Genomic DNA, 21,183 nt, shown 5'->3' on the forward strand with positions numbered 1-21,183 from the left:
CAACAGTATTACGGCTTCACCCGGATGCCCTTCGGCCGCGCTCTGGCCCCCGGGATGCTGCACCGCCACCCCGGCCACAGCGAAGCCGTCGCCCGGATCTCCTGGTGTGTGGACCAGCATGCGATCGGGGTCATCACCGGGAGGTCGGTGCCGGTAAGACCGTCGCGATCCGGGCCGCGACCGCCGCGCTCGATCCGGCCCGCCACGTCATCATCTACCTGCCCAACCCCTCGGTCGGGGTCCGCGGCATGCTGCACCACATCGTCACCGCGTTGGGGCGGGTGCCCAGTTTCTACACCGCCACCCTGGCCCCAGGCCGCCGAGGCCCTGGCCGCTGAACACGCCGAACGCGGCCGAACCCCGTCGTGGTCATCGACGAAGCCCACCTGCTCGACAACACCCAAATGGAAGCGATCCGCATGCTCACCAACCACGACATGGACTCCGGGTCACCCTTCGCCGCCCTGCTCGTCGGGCAACCCACCCTGCGGCATCGCCTGCGTCTGGGCGTGCTGGCCGCACTCGATCAGCGCATCGCGATGCGCTACGCGATCGCCGGCATGGCCCCCGCCGATACCGCCGACTACATCGGCCACCACGCCACGATCGCCGGCCGCACCGACACCCTGTTCTCCGACGACGCGATCACCCTGATCCACAACGCCGCCCGGGGCTACCCCCGGGCGGTCAACAACCTCGCCGTGCACGCACTGACCGCGGCGTTCGCCGCGAAAGCCGCGATCGTCGATGAGAAAGCCGCCCGGATCGCGGTCACTGAAACAGGCCACGACTGAATCACCGACCATGCGACGTCACCGCACCGAGGACGCCGTCACCATGCAGACGAAGGCCCTGCCCGCTACGCGGACAGGGCCTTCGCTACATCAACACCATCGGCATCCACGATGACGCCATCAACTGCATCCACAGCGACGGTCAACAAACGCCTACGACAACGACCTGCTCGGCGTGCTGCACATCCATGTCCCGCTGGCGACCGGCGCCGCTGTCGGGCCCATCGGCGCGATGATGGAGTTCGCCAGGACCATCGCGAAGGCGATCGGGTGGCAAGCCCCCGGCAGTTCCGCGGCCGCCCGAAGCGCCGCGAAGCCTGCGGCCGCGCAGACCCTGGTCGCAGCCAACGAGGTGCCCCAGTCCGTGGTGAACTCCGAGACGCCGACCCTGAGCGTGCCGATTCGTCCCACCAAGGCGGCTCGGCAGCCGGCCACCAAGGTGGACAAGGGAACCCGTGCCAGCGCTGGGTCGGGATCGGGGCAGCAGCGCGGTCACACGTCCTTCGACGGCAGTCGGTTCGGGTAAGCCGTCCAGCTCGCGGACGACCTCGTCGAAGGCCGCCGCCGCGGGTCAGCCCCTTTATCCGGTTGCCGTAAACCCTGGTCGTCGAGGAACCTGTTCGATCTTGGGCTGGTGTCTCGGCGTGCCAGGGCCGCGATTCGGATGGATCCGGGGGATGATGCTGGTGTGGCTATTGATGCGAATGTGACTACGGCGGAACCGGCGGTCGACGGGCCGAATGAGCAATCTGTCGCTCCTCCCGCGCCGGAACCGGCGGCTGCGGAGCAGTCGACAGGACCCGAGGCTCTGGCACCTCCGGCGACCCATCAGCGCACGTGGTCGTTGCCGAAGTCTCCGGTCTCGCGTGAGCGAGCTGACGAGATGGGCCGGACCGCACTGAGAGCCGTCACGGCAATCGCCAGGTTCATTGCGGGCATCGCACGATCCGGGGCGCGCGCCGTCCGGCAGTTCTGGCGTCTCATCGCAGCGGTGCCGCCTGCGGTGCAGTTATTCTCCAGCGCGGGCACCCTGATGCTTCTCGGCGTCGTCGGCGCGATCACCTTCCACACCACCCTGGGCTTGGTCTGCACCGTCGTAGTCGTCCCGGTGTGCGCCGCGGTCCTCGGGGCCCTTGGCCACCGGTGGTACACCGGGCTTGGCATCGAGGTGCCTGGGCGGTCGACGGCGGGGCAACCCGCCGCATCGGATCTGCAGCGATCAATGCACTACGTCGACGCGAAACTCGGGCAGGCCCTCACCTCATTCGGCACCGAACATCACCAGCAGGCTGTGATCGCGCTCTTCCAGGCAAAGACGGCCGTGGAGCTCACTTTGGGCACCGAACAAGACGTCACGAGCTTCTTCGACGTACCGCTGCGGGCGGAAGACTACAATTTGCAGCCGAGGATCCAGGCCGGATCCACTTCGGCATTGCGAGAAAGCAATTCGCGAGCCGCATCGTGACCGGAACGGCCATCACCGGGCAGGTCGCCCTGGTTGAAGATGACTACACGCTGGTCATCAACCGCGGCACCGAGGCCGGGGTAACCGTCGGGATGATCTTCGCGGTCAACACCCGCACGGGTCCGGTGATCACCGATCCCGAATCCGGCCGGGAGTTGGGCAGACTCAGCCGCGAGAAGCTCCGGGTGCGGGTGTTCGACGCGCAGCCGTTGTTCGCCCGTGCGCACACCGTTGCCATGACCGACGACTTCTCCGGACTGCTCCAGATCCCTTTCGTGGCAAGGCCGGCCGAGGAGGTCATCACCGTGGACGTAGGTGACACCGTTGAACTTGTCCGCGGCCAGGCGCGCTCGTATCAGGCCGAGGCCCTGGGGGGACGACTGTCAGGTCGTAATCGCTGATCCAGACGCTACCGGCCTTCAGATCTACCTCGCCAGCGCATGAACGCCGACGCCGCGCGTCGTTGGGGAAGGTACCCGCGGTCGACTTTTGTTGGGAATCGGTATATCTCGCGCTGCAGCGCCGGCCGTTTCATGGGATCGGCGCGAATCCGCTCGACGGCTGCGTCCGCATAGGCGGCAGCCTCGATGGCCCCACTCATACCCGCGATTATCCCGGTAATCGCGCTCACGTCGTGCTGTGAGATCGGACCTGGTCGAGCGGGCGCACGAGATCGCCGACGCGGTGTTGTTCCCGGCTGCGCTGGCGGTGGACCGGACAGGACACGTCCCGGAGTCGCATGGGGAGGCTCTTGCCGATGCGGGTCTGTACGGGATCGCCGCCCCTAGCGACGCCGGCGGTCCTGGGCTCGACCTGCCGCAGATCATCATGGCCAATCAGAACTTCGGGTCTCGGCTCAGCGCGACATTGCCCATCGGCCTGGTCGGTCGCTGTACGCCGCTGCTCGACGAGGCCGGCGAGATTGCCGCGGCGGCCGCATTGCGGGAGGAAGCCGACGGTTGCGAGCTGGCCATGCTGTCAGACACGACCTGGTAGAGGCGTGGTGAAGGCTACGAGAGATAGCGCTGCCAGCGCCGCTGCGCGATCGTCGATATCGGCCCGTCGGCGACTCGCAGTCCGTCGGCTATCCGGGTCCGGACAGTCGCGGCGTCGAAATGTGTTCCGATCGCTACCAGGTGGCTCCGCGCGCCGGATGATGAAGCGCCGCGGGCGATGTGGACCGCGGGCCCGACAACGTTGACCACATAGCCGCGGACGCTCGACCGATGCCGCACCGCTACAACACCCTTCATCCGGTACACGCCAGAGGGGGGATTCTCGAGAAGCTCCAGGAGCCGTTCGGGGTCGACGGGTCCATCGCCGGTGACCGTCACCGATTCGGCGTGCACATGGTCATGCCGGTGCGCGGGCTCGTCGAACAAGGCCTCGCGGAAGGAGAGTTGACCCATCTCGTCGGCCGCGGCGGCGACGTCGTAGAGCAGGGTCGGGTCGATCTGTCCACCGATCGCCCCAATGACGTGAGCCCGTGAATTGCGTTCCCGCACCCTGGCTTCGACACGCCGCAGCGTCGCGTCGCGATCGGCGTCCTGGATCTGATCGAGCTTGTTCACCACCACCAACGTCGCCGCACCGTAGCGGGCGGGTGCCACCCCGCCGGAGTCCACGGTGTCGAAATGCCGCACGGCGTCGATGACGTCGACGACACCGCCGTCGCGGACGCCATTGATCTCAGTGAACGCGATGATGCGGGCCAGCGCCGCTGGGTCGGCCAGGCCGCTGGCTTCCACGATGATCGCGTCCAGGCGCAACTTGGGGTCCGCGAGCCGGGCCAGTGCGGCATCCAGCTGGCCGTCGTCGGGCAGGCAGCAGATGCAACCGCCGGCGATCGACGCGGGCTCGTCGATCTGCCCGCTGATCAATCCGGCGTCCACGTTGATCTCCCCGAAGTCATTGATTACCACCCCGATCCGAGCTGACGGCGTGCGCAACACGTGGTTGAGCAAGGTGGTCTTACCTGCGCCGAGATACCCGGTGAGTGCGATGACCGGGATCGTCGCCCCGCGGTCGCTGGTCCGTGACACCACCTGGCGATGGTGCCACACCGGACGGGCACCGCTGCGACACGCCGCGGCGAGTTTGCTGGAAACGATGAATTTGGTATCTGTCGAGGGCTGAAAGCCGAGGCTGAGACGATGGCGTCAGCCCGAGTTGCAGGACCTGCTCGGACCGGGCCAACGGCCGGAAAATTGCTGCGCGAAACACGTTGTTAGGTAGTGGCGAACTGGGTTTTCGCCCGTTAGAGTACTTACGGCATCGCATCCTCCCCACCGGCCTCGGGCCGACCCGCAGCGCACCGCCGGACCACGTTGCGGCGGTGCTGGATGGATTCGTTTGCTGTGAAAACTGCGGTCGCGCAGGGGCGCGCGCACCGTGGTTGGTTTCTAGCCCGGGGGAAACAACCTTGACCGACGATATCGCGCCGCCGCCTAGCGGTCGCCGCTACCGCGGTCGCATCTGGACCCGTCGATTCGCGGCAGTTGCGTTGACCCTGTTGGCTTTTGCCGCGGTCGTTAGCCCGCCCGCCAATGCGGTCGTCCTGTGGCATCCGAAGCCCGCGGTGCTGCCCACGCCGTGGACCGCACTGGTGGGGCCCGACAATGCGTTGCCCGACTACCCGCGCCCGCAGATGACGCGGACTGCGTGGCTGAATCTCAACGGGGTGTGGGGCTACCTGGGTCGCTCCGGGGGGACAGTCCTGGCGGGGCCACCGCCGCCGGCGGCCTACGGCGAGCAGATCCTCGTCCCGTACCCCGTCGAGTCAGCCCTGTCCGGGATCGCGCGCCATGACGACGAAATGTGGTACCGCAAGATCGTCAAACTGCCGAGCACCTGGCTGGGACAGCATGTGCTGCTCCACTTCGGTGCAGTGGACCAGATCGCCACCGTCTGGGTCAACAACAAACAGGTCGCTCATCACGAGGGCGGCTACACCGAGTTCAGCGTTGACATCACTGACGCGCTGCGGGGACCGGGCGCCCAAGAGATCACCGTGCGGGTCCAGGATCGCAATGACGCCAACCCGTTCCCGATCGGGAAACAGCGCAACAGTCCGAAGGGCTTGTTCTACACCGGTGCATCGGGAATCTGGCAGACGGTGTGGATGGAGCCGGTTAACGCCACCTTCATCAACAAGCTCGACATCAGCACCGATCTGACGAGTATGTCGGTCACGCCCCGGGTCGCCGGGACCAGGGGCCAACGTGTGGTGGCGTTCGCCTCCGAGCCAGGTGGCCGGGTGGTCGCGGTCGGGTCTGCCGGTGCGGGTGACACGATGCGCCTGCCGATCCGCAACCCGCATCTGTGGACGCCCGACGATCCTCACCTATATGACCTGCAGGTCGCGCTCGTGAATTCCACAGGCAAGGTCGTCGACGCGGTGTCCAGCTATGCCGGGCTGCGCACGATCGGCGTCATGCCCGATCCGCGAGGTCGGCCGCGAATCGCGTTGAACAACAGGATCACGTTCCTGCACGGCCCGCTCGATCAGGGCTACTGGCCCGACGGGATCTACACCGCCCCCACCGATGAGGCACTGAAGTCCGACCTCACTCGGATCAAGGAACTGGGGATGAACTTCGTGCGCAAGCACGGCAAGGTCGAGCCGGCCCGCTGGTATTACTGGGCCGACAAACTGGGGCTGATGGTGTGGCAGGACATGCCCGCACTGGCCGTGTCCCTGGCCATCCCGGTCGGGCCGGCCCCCGAGCCGTCGCCGTCCGCGAAGGCCAACTTCGAAAAAGAGCTGCTGGCAATGATCGACCAGCTGCGCAGCGTGACCTCGATCGTCGGCTGGGTGCCGTTCAACGAGGGCTGGGGTGAGTTCGACGCGGCCCGGATCGCGGGCGTGGTGAAGACGGCGGACCCGACCCGGATGGTGGACGCCAACAGCGGGGTGAACTGCTGCAAGTCGCGCGGTGACACCCTGGCCGGGGATATCTACGACGATCACACCTACGTCGGCCCTGGCGAGCCCCAAATCCATGACGATCTGATGAAGATGCATTCGAAAGGCCCCGTCCCGGTGGACAACCGGGTGCGGGTCGACGGCGAATACGGCGGTCTGGGGCTGGTGCTTGACGGCAACCGGTGGCCGGGGCGGCCGGAGGCCTACGAGATGGCCGCCAGCCCTGCGCGTCTCACCGATCGTTACGTCCAGGTGAGCCGCAGATTGGCGGACATTGTCCGCAGGACGGGTCTTTCCGCGGCCATCTACACCCAGACCACCGACGTCGAAAACGAGGTCAACGGCTTCCTGAGTTACGACCGCTGGCAGGTCAAGATGCCGATTCCGGTTGTGGCGGAATGCAACCGCGCGGTGATCGCCGCAGGGACGCCCGGTATGGCGCCGGCGGACGTTAGCCGGTAACGGCCATGGTGGTCTAGCGTGGTGCGATGAACCGCAGACCGCCGGAGATCCGTTGTCCATCAACTGAGATCCTCCCGGCTTTATCCCGGGGATCGGCGGGCAGGGCATGATCGACGACGCCAATCCCGCACTGGGCGGGCATTTCTCGGCCCGGTGGGATCCGGCACCCGGCTTCTGGGATGTGCAGTACGAGTTCTGCTGAGCCGCTCAGCCGGCTGATTCCGACACCTGAACCGCGCAGTTCCTTCTGGATGCTCAGATCGAGGTCGAGCGTTCCGTCGGAGGTCCGCCCGTGGCCATCGCGGCCTTCCCCGGTGGCCAATGCCCCTGCAGCACACCGAACCTTCATATCAGCTTGCTTTCTTCTTCGTTGCTTCGCTAGAAACCGTCGGCCGACCAGGAATCATCCGGGTAGGGCGGCCGCGACATGAGCGACGACAGCTTGCCAGAAGTAGGTGATGCCTGCGATGAACGCCTTCACACGTCAGAGACGGTGAGATCCTCGCGATCCGGGCGGCCTGTGTGCGGGTGGGACCGAACACCGGATCGGTACGACGATCTACGTACTCGCCAACCCGTGTCCGATGCGCTGCGGCATAGTCAGAGAACCTTCGATAGAAACTCCTGCAGCCGTGGGCTTTTCGGGTTGCCGAAAAGCTCGTCGGGGGTGTCGTCCTCGACGATGTTGCCGTCGGCCATGAAGATCACCCGAGAGGCCACCTCCCTGGCGAAGCCCATCTCGTGGGTGACCACCACCATCGTCATGCCGCCCTGGGCGAGCTGGCGTAGCACCTCGAGGACGTCGCCGACCATCTCCGGATCCAGCGCGCTGGTGGCCTCGTCGAACAGCATGATCGACGGGTCCATCGCCAACGCGCGCGCGATTGCCACGCGTTGTTTCTGCCCGCCGGACAGGGTGGACGGCTTGACGTTGGCCTTCTCGGAGAGGCCGACCTGGGCGAGAAGCTCCATCGCCTTCTTCTCGGCGGCGGCCTTGTTCAACTTCTTGGTCACCAGCGGTGCCAGGGTGACGTTCTGCAGCACTGTCATGTGCGGGAAAAGGTTGAAGTGCTGGAACACCATGCCAATGTGCTGGCGCACCTTGTCCAGGTCGACCTTGCGGTCGGTGAGGTCGAAATGGTCGACGGTCACCTTGCCTGCGGTGATGTCCTCCAACTTGTTCAGGCAGCGCAGGAACGTCGACTTGCCCGAGCCCGACGGCCCGATGACGCACACGACTTCACCTTGCTTGATGTCGGTGGTGATGCCGTCGAGCACCACCAGCTCACCGAAAGCCTTCTTGAGATTCTCGATCTGGATCTTGACGGTGCCCGCAGGCTCGGCGGCCGCGGCCTCGGGGACGAGTTCGGTCATTTCACGATCCTTTTCTCGAGGCGATCCGAGAGTTTGGTCAGCGCCATGATGACGATGAAGTAGATGATGCCGATAATCAGCCACATCTCAAACGATTTGTAGTTGCCAGCGATGATGATCCGCCCGGTCTGGGTCAATTCCGCGATGCCGATCACCGACAGGATCGAGGTGTCCTTCAGCGTGATCACGAACTGATTGATGTAGGACGGAATCATCGTTCGGATTGCCTGCGGCAGAATCACTTTTCGCATGGTCGACATGTAGCCGATGCCAAGGCTGCGGGCGGCTTCCATCTGGCCCTTGTCGACGGATTGGATTCCGCCGCGGACGATTTCGGTCATGTAGGCACCGGCGTTGAGCGACAGCGTGATGACGCCTGCCATCAACGCCGACATCTGGAAATCGAGGGCCGTCGGGATGCCGAAGTAGATGAAGAACGCCTGCACCAGCAGCGGGGTGCCGCGGAAGATGTCGACGAAGGTGGTGCCGATCGCGCGCAGCCAGATCGACCTGGACACCCTGGCCAGCCCGAAGACGATGCCGAGAATCAGCGCGAAGAAGATCGAGACGACCGTGAGGAAGATCGTCATCTTCAGGCCCTTGAGCAGCAGCGGGTAGGTGCTCTTGATCAGGCCGAGGTACGAGGTGTCGTCGGTGTTGGCCTTATCGCTGAGGTAGGTGTTGATGATCTCGTCGTAGCGGCCGGATTTTTTGAGGTTGTCCAATCCGGCGTTGAACTTCGAGATGAACTCGGCATTGCGGCCCTTGTTGACGGCGAACCCGTAGCCGGTGGGGTCTTCCTTCGGCCCCACGGTCTTGAACCCGCTGCCCTGCGCGATGTTGTAGAGCAGTACCGGGTAGTCCTCGAAGGCTGCCTGCGAGTTACCCGTCTTCACCTCGTCGAACATCGACGACGAGTCCGCGAACGAGACAACCTGGAAGCCGTACTTGTCCTTGATGGAGTTGGCGAAGGTGGCGCCCTGGGTGCCGTTCTTGACAGCCACCTTCTTGCCGCGCAAGTCGTCATAGGACTTGATGTCGTTGTTGTTGTTCAGCACGGCCATCTGTATGCCGGACTCGAAGTACGGTTCCGAGAAGTCGAAAACCTGCCTGCGCTTGTCGGTGATGGACATGCCGGCGATCACGCCGTCGACCTGGTTGGCCTGGACGGCTTGAAGTGCCGCGTCGAAGCCCAGAGGTTTGATGTCGACCTTGAACTTCTGGTCGTCGGCGATCGCTCGGATGAGATCCATATCGATTCCGACGAATTTGCCTTGTTTGTCCTGGAATTCGAATGGCGCGAAGGTGGTGTCGGTGGCGACTACATACGTCTCGCCGTCGGCCGACGCGCGGGCTGGGTCGACCAGCCCCGCGGCGAACACCGCGATTAGGGCGGTCAGTAGGACGGCGGCAGCGGCCGGTCCGGTACCTCGGCGAGACGTTCGCCGTAACCATCTGGTGGGCATGCGGTTCCCTCCCGTTTCCAGACTATGGGTGCGTGGTTCACGCTAATGCCATGACGTGACGTGTGCGCGGGAAACGTGAATCGCCCGCGGTGCGCCGTGACATCGGTCAGGCTGGGCGCAACCGTCGGCGACGAGGAGTGCCATGACCTTCCGAGTGCAGACCGCCACAGCGTGCGGCCCGGTGACCTACGGCACCGGGCGCGGGCGGTGTGCATTCCGGCCCGAGTGCCGCACCGGGTGAACAAGGCGAACAGTGACGTGGCGAGGATCGCGCCGCCGCCGACGATCAGCCCAACGACCATCAGCGCCAGCACAATACAGCCGACGCGGATACCGGAGGAGGGGGCGGGAGCCGACGGCGGCGGCATCGGCGGGCCGTAATAGGCGGGCGGCATCGGTGGCGGTGGCCCTCCCGCTGGCCAGCCACCGGGAGGGCCGAACGGTCCCCAATTCGCTGGTATGAGCCTGGTCGGTCAGCGGACATTCCAATTCCCGGATGCGCTTCTCGGGGTCGCCATCGGGGATCGTCGGCGCGCTCCTCGATCAGGTCGTCGACGACTGGTGGACTCAGTTCGGGAGCAGCAGCCGAACCGCATAGGCGACGACGGCATCGACATCGTCGCCGAGGGTGCCGGCCAGCCACTGCTGGGCCAACTCGGCCATCGCCCCGGCGTACATCGCGGCGCCGACTTCGGTTGCAACCCGGTCGGATTCGGGTGCGGTCCGACGTTGCTCGTCGAGCACGAGCTCACGCACGTGGTCCTGGGCGATGGTGCGTCGAGCCGCGAGGACTGGATTGGTGCGAGCTTCGGTGAACAGGATCTTGCCCCGGCGCGGGTCGGCAGAACTGAAGTCCAGCACGGCGCGAATGCCCGCGCGCAGCCGTACTCGTTCGTCGCGGGTGCTGGCCATGGCCGCCGTCAAGATGGCGCCGAGTTCGACGGCAACCTCGTCGTAGACCGCGCCGAGCAGTGCGTCGGTGTCGGTGAAGCTTTCGTAGAAATACCGGGTGTTCAGCTCGGCCGCCCGGCACACCGACCGTACGGACAGCGCGGCTTCACCACCCTCGCCGAACAGAGCGAACGCGGCGCGGATCAGCAGTGCGCGACGCTCGGCCTGGCGGTCGGCAGGAGACACCCCGGCCCACCGGGTGGCACTCGGCATTGGCAGAGGATATACCGGCCGGCGGGCGTTACCGTGCTATTTTGGATACGAGCGTGACCAAAGGGCGGGCCGCCGAGTGTTAGGAGCCAGCCGAGATGAAACTGCCGCTGCCGCAACACCTTCTCGCAAACAAGGTCAGGGGTGATTTCGACAAGAACATCCGGAGCCAGTTCTTCCGCGGCCTGGAATTCGCCGGGCCCGAAGGCGATCCGGGCTGGTTCGGCCCCGGCAGTGCGGTCTGGCATGTCCACTCGCACACCCCGATGCTGATCTTCGGACTGCAATGCGCCGCCTTCATCGAGCGTTTCGACCCGAGCATCTACTGGATGGGCTCCGACCATTCCCGGGTCGCCGAACGCGATGAGGATGGCAACCCTACCGGCAAGCTCGACCTCAAGGGTTCTGGCGTGCGGCTGGCCCACTCGGTGGCGTTCTTCATCGGGACCGCCTACGGCTCCACCGCGACTGCCGAACGCGTGGCCCAGGCGGTGCGTGCCATGCACCACACCATCAAGGGTGTTCGTCCCGACGGTTTGGCTTATGACGCCGACGACCCGGAATGGCTGCGCTGAACTACGCCACCGTGGTCTGGGGTATCGCGACCGCGCACGAGCTCTACCACCCCAGCCCGTTACGCAACCTCGACCGCTACTACGGCGAGTTCGTTCGGGTCGGCCACGCACTAGGTGGTACCGACCTGCCGGCGACCAAGGGTGAGACACTCGACTGCCTGCGCTCATACCTGCCGAAGTTGGCCCTGACCCACGGTGCCGCCCAGTTCACCGGGCCCAACCTGGCGCAGAATCCCGACGTCCCGCCGGAGGCCAAGTTCTTCGACTGGGCCATCCGCGACAGCATGCCGGACTGGGCTGCCGACATGCTTGCGTACCGTCCGCCGCATCCGATCGAACGTGCCGCGCGGCGCGCCGCCACCTGGGCGGCGCTCAATGGGGCATGGGCGGCGATGGGGCCGCTGGCCGAGTTCACGCAAGCCCAGCAGCGGGTCGCCAATGGCACAACTGTCGACCACACCGAGCCCGCGTACGTACTCGGCAGCGATCCGGTGCGCAACCGCGACACCGTCGAGCAGATGGTGTGAGGCCACTAGCGAAAGGCTGAGCTGCAGTTGCTGACCATGCCGATCAGCGAACTTGATCAGGATCAAGATCGAGAGTTCGACTACCTGTGCTCGCACGGCTGCCAGCGACGTCAATAAAGTAAGAAATCCCCTTAGGAATTTAGGACGCGACCGAGGCACTGTGATTTCGGCCTCTTTTATCCGTGGCGGGGTAAGAAATTCTAAGCCCGCGCCTCATTCAAGCATCTGATTCATGATCTTGAATCCATCAGTATTTGCAGTTCAGAGGCCATTTGTGGGACATGCCCGAGGCATTGCAACGAATTGATAACGATCCTTGTCTTAGCGCACCCTGAGATCCACGGGGTGCTCGCGAATTGGGTTCCGAAAAGCCGCGAATTCTCCGCGAATTCGCTCGCTACACTTGTCGAAGGCAGTTACCGCCAGGTAACGCACAACGACCAAAGACAATGACCGGCCGCGTTCAGGCCGGCGGAGGTACGAGATCATGGCAAACGCAACGGGAGTTTCGGAAGGGTCTAAAGGCACCGGTGTCGCGGTGGCCGAGCGGACCGCCGCTGCGGACGCGCTGTGGCTGTCGTCCTTGCCGAGCATTAGGCGCACTCCGATCAGCGATCTGCTCCCGCAGTTACTGGGCGGTGCCGGACTTGAGCCGCTGACCGAGCCGATCGCGGCCCCGGTCGTCACCATCGCAAGGACGCTCGCTGCCGGACACGGCCCGGTCAGTGATATGGCCGTCAGCCCGGATGGCCGCCACCTAGTCACCGCGCACTACGGCGCGGATGTGGTGTGCGTCATCGACGCTGCCACGCTGAAGGTGACCGCCACCATCGAGGGCCTCAGTGAGCCGTACTCGGCCGTAGTCGTCGGCGAGCGTGCATACGTCAGCGCCGCCTCGAACGAGGCGGACGCCGTCGTCGCCGTCGACACCAGAACCGGCATGCCGCTGGCCGCCAAGACTTTTGAGATGACCGCCTGCGGAATTGCGGTCAGCCCCACTGCTGACGTCCTCTATGTCGCGCGCACCGCCGACGACATCGTCGACATCGCCGTCGTCGACATCGAAACCGGCAGGATCGCTAGCGTCGAGATTCCCGCCGCCCCCGGCTCCACCGTCGAATCGCTGTGCGTGAGCGCCGACGGCACCCGCCTGTTCGCGGCACTCACCACTCCGTTCGGCGGCCTGCTGGCGATCATCGGTACCTGCGACAGAGTGGTATACGACCTCGTCACGATCTCTGGATCCATCGGCGACATCGCGGTTATGCCCAACGGCCGCACCGTGTTTGGTACCGGCTGGGATGCCGAGTTCGGCGGAGCCGTCCACGTCATCGACGTCGCCGGTGCCCGTGTCACCGACACCATCGCGATGGGTGGCGTGCCCACGCAGCTGGTACTCAGCCGCACAGGCAACTGCGCCTACATCGTCGACCGCAATGAGATCGCCGTGCTGTGTACTGCCACCTCCGAGATTGTCGACAGCGTTGTCATCGGCCCCCAGCTGTCCTGCCTGGCCGCCGACCCCGTTCGTAACCGGCTGTACGCGGCCGACTACGCCGGTGCGATCACCGCACTTCGCCTCGAGACAGCCGCGCAGCAGCCGCGGCCGTTGGCCGTCGCGGCATCCTGAACCGCCTGCCACGATGGAGCCATGACTTCGTCTCCCCGGCAGCGCTTCGCCACCCTCTTTCAGAGCAACATCGCTCCAACCCGGTGATGCGGTTGGTCCCGATTCAGACTCTGCTGGAGACCACCGGCTGCAAATCCGGGCAACCGCGGCGGTCCCCGCTCGGCGGCCGACTGACCGGCAGCGAGTTCTGGTTCGTGTCGGAGTTCGGTGATCGATCGCAGTATGTGCGCAATATCGAGGCCAACCCCCATGTGCGGGTTCGTGTTCGCAGCGGGACAGCCACCCCGCTCCCGGAGGACGACGCGCGCGCCAGACTGGCCGAGCTTCCGCGGATGAACAGTGCCGGGGTACGCACGATGGGCGACAACTTGCTCACCATCCGCGTCGACCTCGCCTAGCGCGCGCTGCAGTCCAATGACACCGAGACCGTCTGGCTGGTGAGGACCGGCACCAGGATGGTGCGGTCATCGCCACGACCTGGACCCGCGTAGGGCACCCACTGGGTGAGAGTCTGGGGATTGCGCACGTTGGTGACAACGCACTTCGATATCGGCCCGGTCCCGATGCGGTCGAGGTTGACGGTGTAACCCTGCTGCTGCAATTGGCTGATTGTGGCCTGCGCAGAATCGGCCCACGCCGGCGCGGCCGGCCCCGCGAAAACGACACCCACAGCCGCCACTGCGGCAAGTGTCAATGTGTTCCGCATGATCGCGCCTCCTCGTTGTGTTCCCCTATCCTCCTCTCACATCGCCGCCGGGGGGGGAAACGTTCCCGCCGGTATCCGCCCAGACACCGCCAAAACCCGGCCGAAGTGCGCGTCAGGCTGCAGGTTCGGCCCGAAACCGTAAGCAACCAAGGCGATTACACCAAGCCCTGCCCACAGGAGTCCGCGGTGTTCTCGGATTAGCTGCCACTCCAGCCAGGAGCCGCCGATCTCCAATAGCGCGGACACCACGAAAACGCAGTCGATTTGAGCACCAGCATCCGATGGGTATGCCCGTCGCGCTAGATTCGGGCCTATGCAGAGCACGATGCAGTCCTTCTCCCTGACGGTCGCCGCGATCCTGCGTTACGCCGTCGCAGTCCACGGCGATCGGACAGTGACCACCGCGACGGGAGAGGGCTACCGCCACGCCACATACCGCGAGGTCGGCCAGCGGGCCGCTCGCCTGGCCAACGCGCTGCGGCGCCTGGGGATCACGGGCGACCAGCGCGTCGCCACGTTCATGTGGAATAACCAGGAACACCTGGAGGCCTACGTCGCCGTGCCGTCGATGGCGGCGGTGCTGCATACGCTGAACATCCGGCTGTTCCCCGAGCAGATCGAGTTCGTCGCCTACGAGGCCGAGGACCAGGTGGTGATCGCCGACCTGTCGCTGACCTCGATCCTGGCTCCCGTGTTGCCGCGGATGGAGACGGTGCACACGGTGATCGCGGTCGGCGACGGCGATCTGGCCCCGTTGGAAGCTTCGGGCAAGCGGGTGCTGCGCTACCACGAGGTCATCGCCGCCGAATCCGACGAGTTCGACTGGCCAGAGATCGATGAAAACTCAGCCGCCGCAATGTGTTACACAAGTGGCACCACCGGGCATCCGAAAGGTGTGGTGTACAGCCACCGGTCGAACTACCTGCACTCGATGGCAGTCTGTAGCGGTAACGGCCTGAGTCTGAGCTTCTCGGACAAGGCCTTGCCGATCGTGCCGATGTTCCACGCCAACGCGTGGGGGTTGCCGTATGCGTCGATGATGGCTGGCGCCGATCTGGTGTTGCCGGATCGCTTTATGGACGCCACTTCGATGGTCAACCTGATCGAAACCCAGCGCCCTACGGTGGCCGGCGCGGTACCCACGATCTGGAACGACGTGATGAACCATCTCGACCGCAACCCCGGCCACGACATCTCGTCGCTGCGCCTGGTGTCCTGCGGCGGCTCAGCCGTGCCGGTGTCGCTGATGAAGGCGTTCGAGGAGAAATTCGACGTCCAGATCCGCCAGCTGTGGGGGATGACCGAAACGTCGCCGATCGCCACGGTGGCCTGGCCGCCGCCGGGGTTGTCCCCCGAAGAGGAGTGGGAGATACGCGGTACGGCCGGCCGGCCGATGTGCGGCGTTGAAGCCCGCATCGTCGACGACGAGGGCGGTGTGCTGCCCACCGACGGCGAATCGGTGGGCGAGCTGGAGGTTCGCGGGCCGTGGGTCACCGGCTCCTACTACCGCAACACCGACGATTCGAAGTTCCAAGCCGGCTGGCTGCGCACCGGCGACGTGGGCTGCATCGATGCTCGCGGCTACATCACGCTGACCGACCGGGCCAAGGACGTGATCAAGTCCGGCGGTGAATGGATCTCGTCGGTGGAACTGGAGAATCAGCTGATCGCCCACCCGGCCGTCCGGGAGGCCGCGGTGGTCGGCGTGCCCGACGACCGCTGGCAGGAACGGCCGCTGGCCGCCATTGTTCTTCAGGAAGGCGCTGAGGCATCCGCGGAGGAGCTACGGAACTTTCTGTCCGACAAAGTTGTTCGGTGGTGGCTGCCGGAACGGTGGACGTTCATCGACGAGATTCCGCGTACCAGCGTCGGCAAGTACGACAAGAAGACAATCCGGGCCCGGCACGCCGACGAGGTCTACGACGTCACGCACCTCTAGCGGCACCTCCCGTATTGAAAACAATCTCCAGTAACGTCCTCTGCGCGCTACAGCCCAACTCGGCGCTTGCCGAAAATCATTTTCAATAAAACAATCCGTGGGGGGTACGGGATGCCGGCATGATGCCACGTGGCCGGGCGTTCAACGGTTGCGCGCCAGCGCCAAAGGCATCACCGCCGTCGTGTGCACGGGCTGCGAGCCGGCGGGCACTTCAGTGCTCGACGCGATGCGAGACGTGATGCTGCAACCGTGCCGGGCCGACCGCTCGCCAGTCGGTCCCGCGCAGGGGCTGCGCTACCGCTCGGCGCGCTGGTAGGCGGTGACGACGGCCGCCCCGCCCAGCCCGATGTTGTGCTGCAGTGCGGCAGTGACGTTGTCGACCTGGCGCTTGTCGGCGGTACCGCGCAGCTGCCAGGTCAGCTCGGCGCACTGCGCCAGGCCGGTTGCACCCAACGGGTGACCCTTGGAGATCAGCCCGCCCGACGGGTTGACCACCCAGCGGCCGCCGTAGGTGGTGTCATCGTTGTCGATCAGCGACGGCGCCTCACCGGGGCCGCACAGGCCGAGGGCTTCGTACAGCAGCAGCTCGTTGGCCGAGAAGCAGTCGTGCAGCTCGATGACCTGGAAGTCTTGCGGGCCGAGGCCGGACTGGTCGTAAACCTGTTGGGCGGCCTGAACATTCATGTCGTAGCCGATGATGTTGGCCGCGCTGCCGTCGAACGTCGATGCGAAATCGGTCGTCATCGCCTGCCCGACAATCTCCACCGCCTGTTCGGCCAGCCCATGCTCGTCGACGAACGCCTCGCTGACCACGATCGCCGCGCCGGAACCGTCTGACGTCGGCGAGCACTGCAGCTTGGTCAGCGGGTCGGAGATCATCTTCGCGCCCAGGATGTCGTCGAGGGTGTACTCCTCCTGGAACTGCGCGTACGGGTTGTTCACCGAATGCTTGTGGTTCTTGTAGCCGATCTTGGCGAAATGCTCGGCGGTGGTGCCGTACTTCTTCATGTGCTCGCGGCCCGCCGCGCCGAACATCCACGGCGCCACCGGAAACGCCATCGCGTCGGTCTCGTTGAGCGCGACAATGTGGCGCATCAGCGGTGATTCGCGATCATCTGCACCGCCGCCGAGGGAGCCGGGTTGCATCTTCTCGAACCCCAGCGCGATCGTGCAGTCGGCAAGCCCGCCGCGGATGGCCTGCGCCGCCAGATACAACGCGGTCGAGCCGGTCGAACAGTTGTTGTTGACGTTGACGATCGGGATGCCGGTCATGCCGAGCTCGTAGAGCGCGCGCTGCCCGGAGGTGGAGTCACCCGAGCAGTAGCCGACGTAGCCCTGCTCAACTTGGCCGTAGTCGATACCGGCGTCGGCCAGTGCCTTGGTGCCCGATTCGTTGGCCATCTGGGGGTAGTCCCAGCCTTCGCGGCGGCCCGGCTTTTCGAACTTGGTCATTCCGACCCCGACGACGAACACGCGGTTTTTCGCGTTGGCCATGACAATCCCTTCCGTCCACACTGACGATCCGGCTAGTGTAAGCCGCCTAGAACCTGTTCTAGTTTGCCACGGAGGTGCAGCAATGGCGTTGCGGGTCGTGCAGTGGGCAACCGGCTCAGTCGGGGTGGCGGCGATCAAGGGTGTGCTCGAACATCCAGAACTCGAACTGGCCGGCTGCTGGGTGCATTCCACCGACAAGGCAGGCAAGGACGTCGGCGAGATCATCGGCTCCGAACCGCTGGGGGTCACGGCCACCAACAGCCTTGACGACATTCTCGCGCTGGACGCCGACGCCGTGATCTACGCGCCGCTGCTGCCCAACCTCGGCGAGGTGACCGCGCTGCTGCGCTCCGGCAAGAACGTCGTCAGCCCCATCGGTTGGTTCTATCCGAGCGAATCCGAAGCCGCACCGCTGGAGGCCGCTGCCCGAGAGGGCAACGTCACCTTGCACGGTGCCGGCATCGGGCCGGGTGCGGCCACCGAGCTGTTCCCCCTGCTGCTATCGGTGATGTCCACAGGCGTGACGTATGTGCGTGCCGAGGAATACTCCGATCTGCGCACCTACGGCGCACCCGACGTGCTGCGCCACGTGATGGGCTTCGGCGGCACACCGGAGAGCGCCCTGACTGGGCCCATGCAGAAGCTGCTCAACGGTGGCTTCTTCCAATCGGTTCGGCTGATCGTCGACCGCCTCGGTTTTGCCGCCGAACCCCAGATCCGCACCTCCCAGGAGGTCGCGGTCGCGACCGCACCCATCGACTCGCCGATGGGCGTGATCGAGCCCGGCCAGGTCGCCGGCCGGCGCTTCCATTGGGATGCTGTGGTGACCAACACCATCGTCGTACGCATCACCGTCAACTGGCTGATGGGCGAAGAAAACCTCGACCCCGCTTGGTCTTTCGGTCCTGCAGGGGAGCGCTACGAGATGCAGGTGCGGGGCAACCCGAATACTTTCGTCACGGTCAAGGGCTGGCAACCCGAAAGCGTCGAGGAAGGGTTGATCAGCAACCCGGGCGTTGTGGCCACCGCCGCGCACTGCGTCAACTCCATCCCCGCGACGGTGGCCGCGGAGCCGGGTATCGCCACCTTCTTCGACCTCCCGCTCATCACCGGACGCGCGGCGCCGCAACTCTCCCGCTGACCGCACCAGCGCTACCGGTGTTCGCCCAGATCTGGAAGGGCTACGCCACCGAGGCGCTCGGCACCGTGTCGGACTCCCTGCTGCGTTAGGAGCCGAGTAGTGTCGCCGGGCCGCGTTGCATCAGCTGACGGCCGATGATTATGCGCTGAATCTCGCTGGCGCCCTCCCAGATTCGCTCCACCCGTAGCTCGCGGAACATTCGCTCGGCGACGTTCTCGCGCATGTAGCCGCGGCCGCCGAAAACCTGCACCGCCCGGTCGGCCACTCGGCCGGCCATTTCCGAGCAGTACAACTTGGCCATCGATGCTTGCCCGTGCAGCGCCTTGCGATCCAGCCCGGCATCGATCCCGCGGGCCACCTCGTAGAGCATGCTTCGGGCGGCGAACAGTTCGGTGGCGCTGTCGGCGAGCATGCCGGCCACCAGCTGGTGGTCGCCGAGCGCCTTCCCGTCGACGATGCGATCCCGTGCGAATGCGGTCATCTCGTCGACCAGCCGCTGGGCAGCACCGACGCAGCGGGAGGCCACCATGATCCGCTCGAAGCGGAACCAGTCCTGGGTGAAAGTCATTCCTTGGCCCTCGGCGCCGATCAGGTGGCTGACCGGGACCCGCACATCGGTGAACGAGACGATCGGGTGTTCATCGGGGATATTGTGCGAGTAATGCGGTGTTCGCACCACTTCGACCCCGGGCCAGGGCAGATCCACCACCAGCAGGACGTGGTCACCCTCGTGTGGCCCGCCGACCAGCACCGCCTGGACGAAGACGTACTCGGCCAGGTTGAACGAGGTGACGTGCCACTTGATCCCGTTGATGACGTAGTCATCGCCCTCGCGGACCGCGGTCGTTTCCAGCGCAGAAACGTCCGAGCCGGCGAATTCCTCGGTGATGGCGTACGCCTCGTGCTTCTCCCCGCGGACCGCGGGCAGCAGCCAGCGCTGCTTCTGGTACTCGGTAGCCACCCCGGCCCACCATTGCGGCGGGGTGTGCATCACCCACGCGATCGCATTGGTGACCCGGCCGACCTGTTCCTGCACCAAAACCTGTTGCAGTGCAGTAAATCCCGGGCCGCCCACCGAGCTGGGCATATTGGTGGCGTACAGGCCCAGCTCAATGGCCTTCGCGTGGTGCTCGGCGGTCAGTTCCTTGGGTAGTTGGCCGCCGGCCAGCTCGGCCTCGGACTCGTAGGGGATCAGAGTCTCGACGAACTCGCGGGCGGTGTCACGGATCCGTCGGTCTTGCGTCGTCAACCCGTACATTCGCGGTGCTCTCTGCTCGCTGGAAGCTATTGACTGAGCGTTCAGTCTATGTCACGGTCTTGAGGTATGACCAGTAGTCGCAGTGCGGACGTTGTGGTGGTCGGCGGTGGCACGGTCGGGGCGTGGACGGCAGTCCAACTGGCCGAGCGTGGGGCTGGCCGCGTCGTGCTGCTCGAAGCCCAGACGCTGGGTGACGGCGCCAGCAGCCGTGCCGCCGGTATGGTCCGTGCGCAGGGCGGTACCGAGACCGCCATCCGACTGGGCTTGCGGAGCCAAGAGTTCTACATCGCTTCTGGTGAGCGCTATCCGCTGGATTGCGGTTTCGTCGCGCAGGGCTACCTGATGCCGTGCTTCTCCGACGTCGAGGTGCGACAGGCGCACGACCGGATCGCCCTGCAGCACTCGCTCGGGTTGACCGTGGAATGGTTGTCCAGCACCGATATCGACGGCCGCAACACCGGTTTGGCGCCAGGCATCACGGCTGGCGGCTCGTATGCTCCCGGCGACGGATACATTAACGCCCCGCGCAATGTGCTGGCCTACACTGCGGCGCTTACCGCACACGAAGTCGACGTCCGCGAACGCTGTGCGTTCACTGGCTTGCGGGTGGCCAAGGGGCGTGTCGTCGGCGTCGATACCGCCGCCGGACCCATCGACACCAACCGGGTGGTGCTGACCGGTGGCCCCTTGCTCGGCGAGGTCGGTGTGACGGCGGGCGGCCGGATTCCCGCCGGCGGCACCCGCCATCAGGTCGTGGTCACCGAACCACTACGCGGCGCCAACATCGACGAGCTGCCCATGGTTTTCGACGTCAGTGAAGGAATCTATTGGCGACCAGGGGAATACGGTGGGGTGCTATGGGGGATGAGCAACCCCGACGAGCAGCCCGGCGAAGCTACCGAATTCGACTGGAGCTACTACCAGAAGGCGCTCGCCCGCATCGAGTCATTGTTGCCGGCGGTGCGCGGGCTGGGACTTCGGCGCACGTGGGCGGCCACGATCGACTACACGAACGACCACCTGCCGATCCTGGGTCGGCTGCTGACCGAGGACGGCGCGATCGACGGCACCGTGGTTGCCTGCGCGGCCGGGCACGGCATGATGTGGGGTCCCGCGGTGGCCGAGGCCGCCGCCGACATCACTCTCACGGGCGGATGCGACTGGCTGGACCTCACCGACCTTGGACTGGACCGTTTCGACGCCGACGGGAACAGTCGCCTCGAGCCTGAACCGATTTCTCTCCCGTTCCCCGAACACGCCTGACAA

17 protein-coding genes and 5 pseudogenes are annotated in these 21,183 nt (G+C 65.4%); 13 read left to right on the forward strand and 9 right to left on the reverse strand.

Annotated elements, in window-relative coordinates:
• Positions 1 to 24 precede the first annotated feature (24 nt).
• The 5 genes and pseudogenes from G6N13_RS12745 to G6N13_RS26185 all read left to right on the forward strand — a co-directional run bounded on the left by G6N13_RS12745 (position 25) and on the right by G6N13_RS26185 (position 3,255).
• Positions 25 to 794, forward strand: a pseudogene (locus G6N13_RS12745) (ExeA family protein).
• Positions 795 to 969: 175 nt separating this feature from the next.
• The gene (locus G6N13_RS12750; protein WP_163697481.1) at positions 970 to 1,320 is read left to right on the forward strand and encodes a hypothetical protein; all 351 of its coding nucleotides are present in this window, start codon (positions 970 to 972) and stop codon (positions 1,318 to 1,320) included.
• 357 nt (positions 1,321 to 1,677) lie between these two features.
• Entirely contained in the window at positions 1,678 to 2,259 is a 582-nt protein-coding gene (locus tag G6N13_RS12755; protein WP_235677746.1) for a hypothetical protein, read from the forward strand.
• Entirely contained in the window at positions 2,256 to 2,660 is a 405-nt protein-coding gene (locus G6N13_RS12760) for a hypothetical protein (protein ID WP_179964981.1), read from the forward strand. The genes G6N13_RS12755 and G6N13_RS12760 overlap by 4 nt, the downstream gene beginning before the upstream one ends.
• A 238-nt stretch (positions 2,661 to 2,898) precedes the next feature.
• Entirely contained in the window at positions 2,899 to 3,255 is a 357-nt protein-coding gene (locus G6N13_RS26185; RefSeq protein WP_163697485.1) for an acyl-CoA dehydrogenase family protein, read from the forward strand.
• Positions 3,256 to 3,269: 14 nt separating this feature from the next.
• On the opposite strand, the gene G6N13_RS12770 is transcribed toward G6N13_RS26185, so the two are convergent.
• On the reverse strand, positions 3,270 to 4,304 hold the full coding sequence (locus tag G6N13_RS12770; protein WP_235677747.1) for a CobW family GTP-binding protein: 1,035 nt from the start codon (positions 4,302 to 4,304) through the stop codon (positions 3,270 to 3,272).
• Between the two features lie 377 nt (positions 4,305 to 4,681).
• Here G6N13_RS12770 and G6N13_RS12775 point away from each other — a divergent pair, with 377 nt between their 5' ends.
• Complete coding sequence (locus tag G6N13_RS12775; protein WP_163697487.1) at positions 4,682 to 6,646, forward strand: glycoside hydrolase family 2 protein; 1,965 nt, start codon at positions 4,682 to 4,684, stop codon at positions 6,644 to 6,646.
• Positions 6,647 to 6,865: 219 nt separating this feature from the next.
• Here the strand turns inward: G6N13_RS12775 and G6N13_RS25135 are convergent.
• The 3 genes and pseudogenes from G6N13_RS25135 to G6N13_RS12795 form a co-directional block, all read right to left on the reverse strand.
• Positions 6,866 to 6,995 (reverse strand): annotated as a pseudogene (locus G6N13_RS25135) (organic hydroperoxide resistance protein); the annotation flags it as partial.
• A gap of 251 nt (positions 6,996 to 7,246) precedes the next feature.
• A complete protein-coding gene (locus G6N13_RS12790; RefSeq protein WP_163697489.1) occupies positions 7,247 to 8,020 on the reverse strand; it encodes an amino acid ABC transporter ATP-binding protein in 774 nt (257 codons plus the stop codon).
• Positions 8,017 to 9,486, reverse strand: coding sequence for an amino acid ABC transporter substrate-binding protein/permease (locus tag G6N13_RS12795; protein ID WP_179964982.1), 1,470 nt, complete (start codon positions 9,484 to 9,486; stop codon positions 8,017 to 8,019). Before G6N13_RS12795 ends, G6N13_RS12790 begins: the two co-directional genes overlap by 4 nt.
• 96 nt (positions 9,487 to 9,582) lie before the next feature.
• Here G6N13_RS12795 and G6N13_RS12800 point away from each other — a divergent pair, with 96 nt between their 5' ends.
• Complete coding sequence (locus G6N13_RS12800) at positions 9,583 to 9,867, forward strand: hypothetical protein (protein ID WP_163697491.1); 285 nt, start codon at positions 9,583 to 9,585, stop codon at positions 9,865 to 9,867.
• Between the two features lie 186 nt (positions 9,868 to 10,053).
• Here G6N13_RS12800 and G6N13_RS12805 read toward each other — a convergent pair whose 3' ends face one another.
• Positions 10,054 to 10,650, reverse strand: a complete 597-nt coding sequence (locus tag G6N13_RS12805) for a TetR/AcrR family transcriptional regulator (protein WP_163697493.1) — start codon at positions 10,648 to 10,650, stop codon at positions 10,054 to 10,056.
• A 101-nt stretch (positions 10,651 to 10,751) separates the two neighbouring features.
• Between G6N13_RS12805 and G6N13_RS12810 the strand changes: the two are divergent.
• The 3 genes and pseudogenes from G6N13_RS12810 to G6N13_RS12820 all read left to right on the forward strand — a co-directional run bounded on the left by G6N13_RS12810 (position 10,752) and on the right by G6N13_RS12820 (position 13,777).
• Positions 10,752 to 11,749: pseudogene (locus G6N13_RS12810) on the forward strand (oxygenase MpaB family protein).
• Positions 11,750 to 12,236: 487 nt separating this feature from the next.
• Entirely contained in the window at positions 12,237 to 13,379 is a 1,143-nt protein-coding gene (locus G6N13_RS12815) for a YncE family protein (RefSeq protein WP_163697495.1), read from the forward strand.
• Positions 13,380 to 13,400: 21 nt separating this feature from the next.
• Positions 13,401 to 13,777: pseudogene (locus G6N13_RS12820) on the forward strand (nitroreductase/quinone reductase family protein).
• On the opposite strand, the gene G6N13_RS12825 reads toward G6N13_RS12820, so the two are convergent.
• Together G6N13_RS12825 and G6N13_RS12830 are read right to left on the reverse strand one after the other, a co-directional pair.
• The gene (locus G6N13_RS12825) at positions 13,774 to 14,085 is read right to left on the reverse strand and encodes a hypothetical protein (RefSeq protein WP_163697499.1); all 312 of its coding nucleotides are present in this window, start codon (positions 14,083 to 14,085) and stop codon (positions 13,774 to 13,776) included. The pseudogene G6N13_RS12820 and the gene G6N13_RS12825 sit on opposite strands and share 4 nt — an antisense overlap.
• Positions 14,086 to 14,157: 72 nt before the next feature.
• Positions 14,158 to 14,363 (reverse strand): annotated as a pseudogene (locus G6N13_RS12830) (YnfA family protein); the annotation flags it as partial.
• A gap of 35 nt (positions 14,364 to 14,398) precedes the next feature.
• On the opposite strand from G6N13_RS12830, the gene G6N13_RS12835 reads away from it, so the two are divergent.
• Positions 14,399 to 16,024: a long-chain fatty acid--CoA ligase gene (locus G6N13_RS12835; protein ID WP_163697501.1), complete on the forward strand. Its 1,626-nt coding sequence runs from the start codon at positions 14,399 to 14,401 to the stop codon at positions 16,022 to 16,024.
• 294 nt (positions 16,025 to 16,318) lie between these two features.
• Here the strand turns inward: G6N13_RS12835 and G6N13_RS12840 are convergent, their stop codons facing one another.
• Positions 16,319 to 17,518: a lipid-transfer protein gene (locus tag G6N13_RS12840; RefSeq protein WP_163697502.1), complete on the reverse strand. Its 1,200-nt coding sequence runs from the start codon at positions 17,516 to 17,518 to the stop codon at positions 16,319 to 16,321.
• Positions 17,519 to 17,600: 82 nt separating this feature from the next.
• Here G6N13_RS12840 and G6N13_RS12845 point away from each other — a divergent pair, with 82 nt between their 5' ends.
• On the forward strand, positions 17,601 to 18,659 hold the full coding sequence (locus G6N13_RS12845) for an NAD(P)H-dependent amine dehydrogenase family protein (RefSeq protein ID WP_163697504.1): 1,059 nt from the start codon (positions 17,601 to 17,603) through the stop codon (positions 18,657 to 18,659).
• 85 nt (positions 18,660 to 18,744) lie between these two features.
• On the opposite strand, the gene G6N13_RS12850 is transcribed toward G6N13_RS12845, so the two are convergent.
• Complete coding sequence (locus tag G6N13_RS12850) at positions 18,745 to 19,917, reverse strand: acyl-CoA dehydrogenase family protein (RefSeq protein ID WP_163697506.1); 1,173 nt, start codon at positions 19,915 to 19,917, stop codon at positions 18,745 to 18,747.
• Positions 19,918 to 19,983: 66 nt separating this feature from the next.
• On the opposite strand from G6N13_RS12850, the gene G6N13_RS12855 reads away from it, so the two are divergent.
• A complete protein-coding gene (locus G6N13_RS12855) occupies positions 19,984 to 21,180 on the forward strand; it encodes an NAD(P)/FAD-dependent oxidoreductase (RefSeq protein WP_163697508.1) in 1,197 nt (398 codons plus the stop codon).
• Positions 21,181 to 21,183 lie beyond the last annotated feature (3 nt).

The organism is Mycolicibacterium sarraceniae, from assembly GCF_010731875.1.
GTDB classification, from domain to species: domain Bacteria; phylum Actinomycetota; class Actinomycetes; order Mycobacteriales; family Mycobacteriaceae; genus Mycobacterium; species Mycobacterium sarraceniae.

Coding starts and splice junctions, on each gene's coding strand:
- G6N13_RS12805 (WP_163697493.1), bottom strand. CDS start 10,650: ATGCCGAGTGCCACCCGGTGGGCCGGGGTGTCTCCTGCCGACCGCCAG.
- G6N13_RS12850 (WP_163697506.1), bottom strand. CDS start 19,917: ATGTACGGGTTGACGACGCAAGACCGACGGATCCGTGACACCGCCCGC.
- G6N13_RS12825 (WP_163697499.1), bottom strand. CDS start 14,085: ATGCGGAACACATTGACACTTGCCGCAGTGGCGGCTGTGGGTGTCGTT.
- G6N13_RS12755 (WP_235677746.1), top strand. CDS start 1,678: ATGGGCCGGACCGCACTGAGAGCCGTCACGGCAATCGCCAGGTTCATT.
- G6N13_RS12845 (WP_163697504.1), top strand. CDS start 17,601: ATGGCGTTGCGGGTCGTGCAGTGGGCAACCGGCTCAGTCGGGGTGGCG.
- G6N13_RS12840 (WP_163697502.1), bottom strand. CDS start 17,518: ATGGCCAACGCGAAAAACCGCGTGTTCGTCGTCGGGGTCGGAATGACC.
- G6N13_RS12835 (WP_163697501.1), top strand. CDS start 14,399: ATGCAGAGCACGATGCAGTCCTTCTCCCTGACGGTCGCCGCGATCCTG.
- G6N13_RS12795 (WP_179964982.1), bottom strand. CDS start 9,486: ATGCCCACCAGATGGTTACGGCGAACGTCTCGCCGAGGTACCGGACCG.
- G6N13_RS12855 (WP_163697508.1), top strand. CDS start 19,984: ATGACCAGTAGTCGCAGTGCGGACGTTGTGGTGGTCGGCGGTGGCACG.
- G6N13_RS12790 (WP_163697489.1), bottom strand. CDS start 8,020: ATGACCGAACTCGTCCCCGAGGCCGCGGCCGCCGAGCCTGCGGGCACC.
- G6N13_RS12815 (WP_163697495.1), top strand. CDS start 12,237: ATGGCAAACGCAACGGGAGTTTCGGAAGGGTCTAAAGGCACCGGTGTC.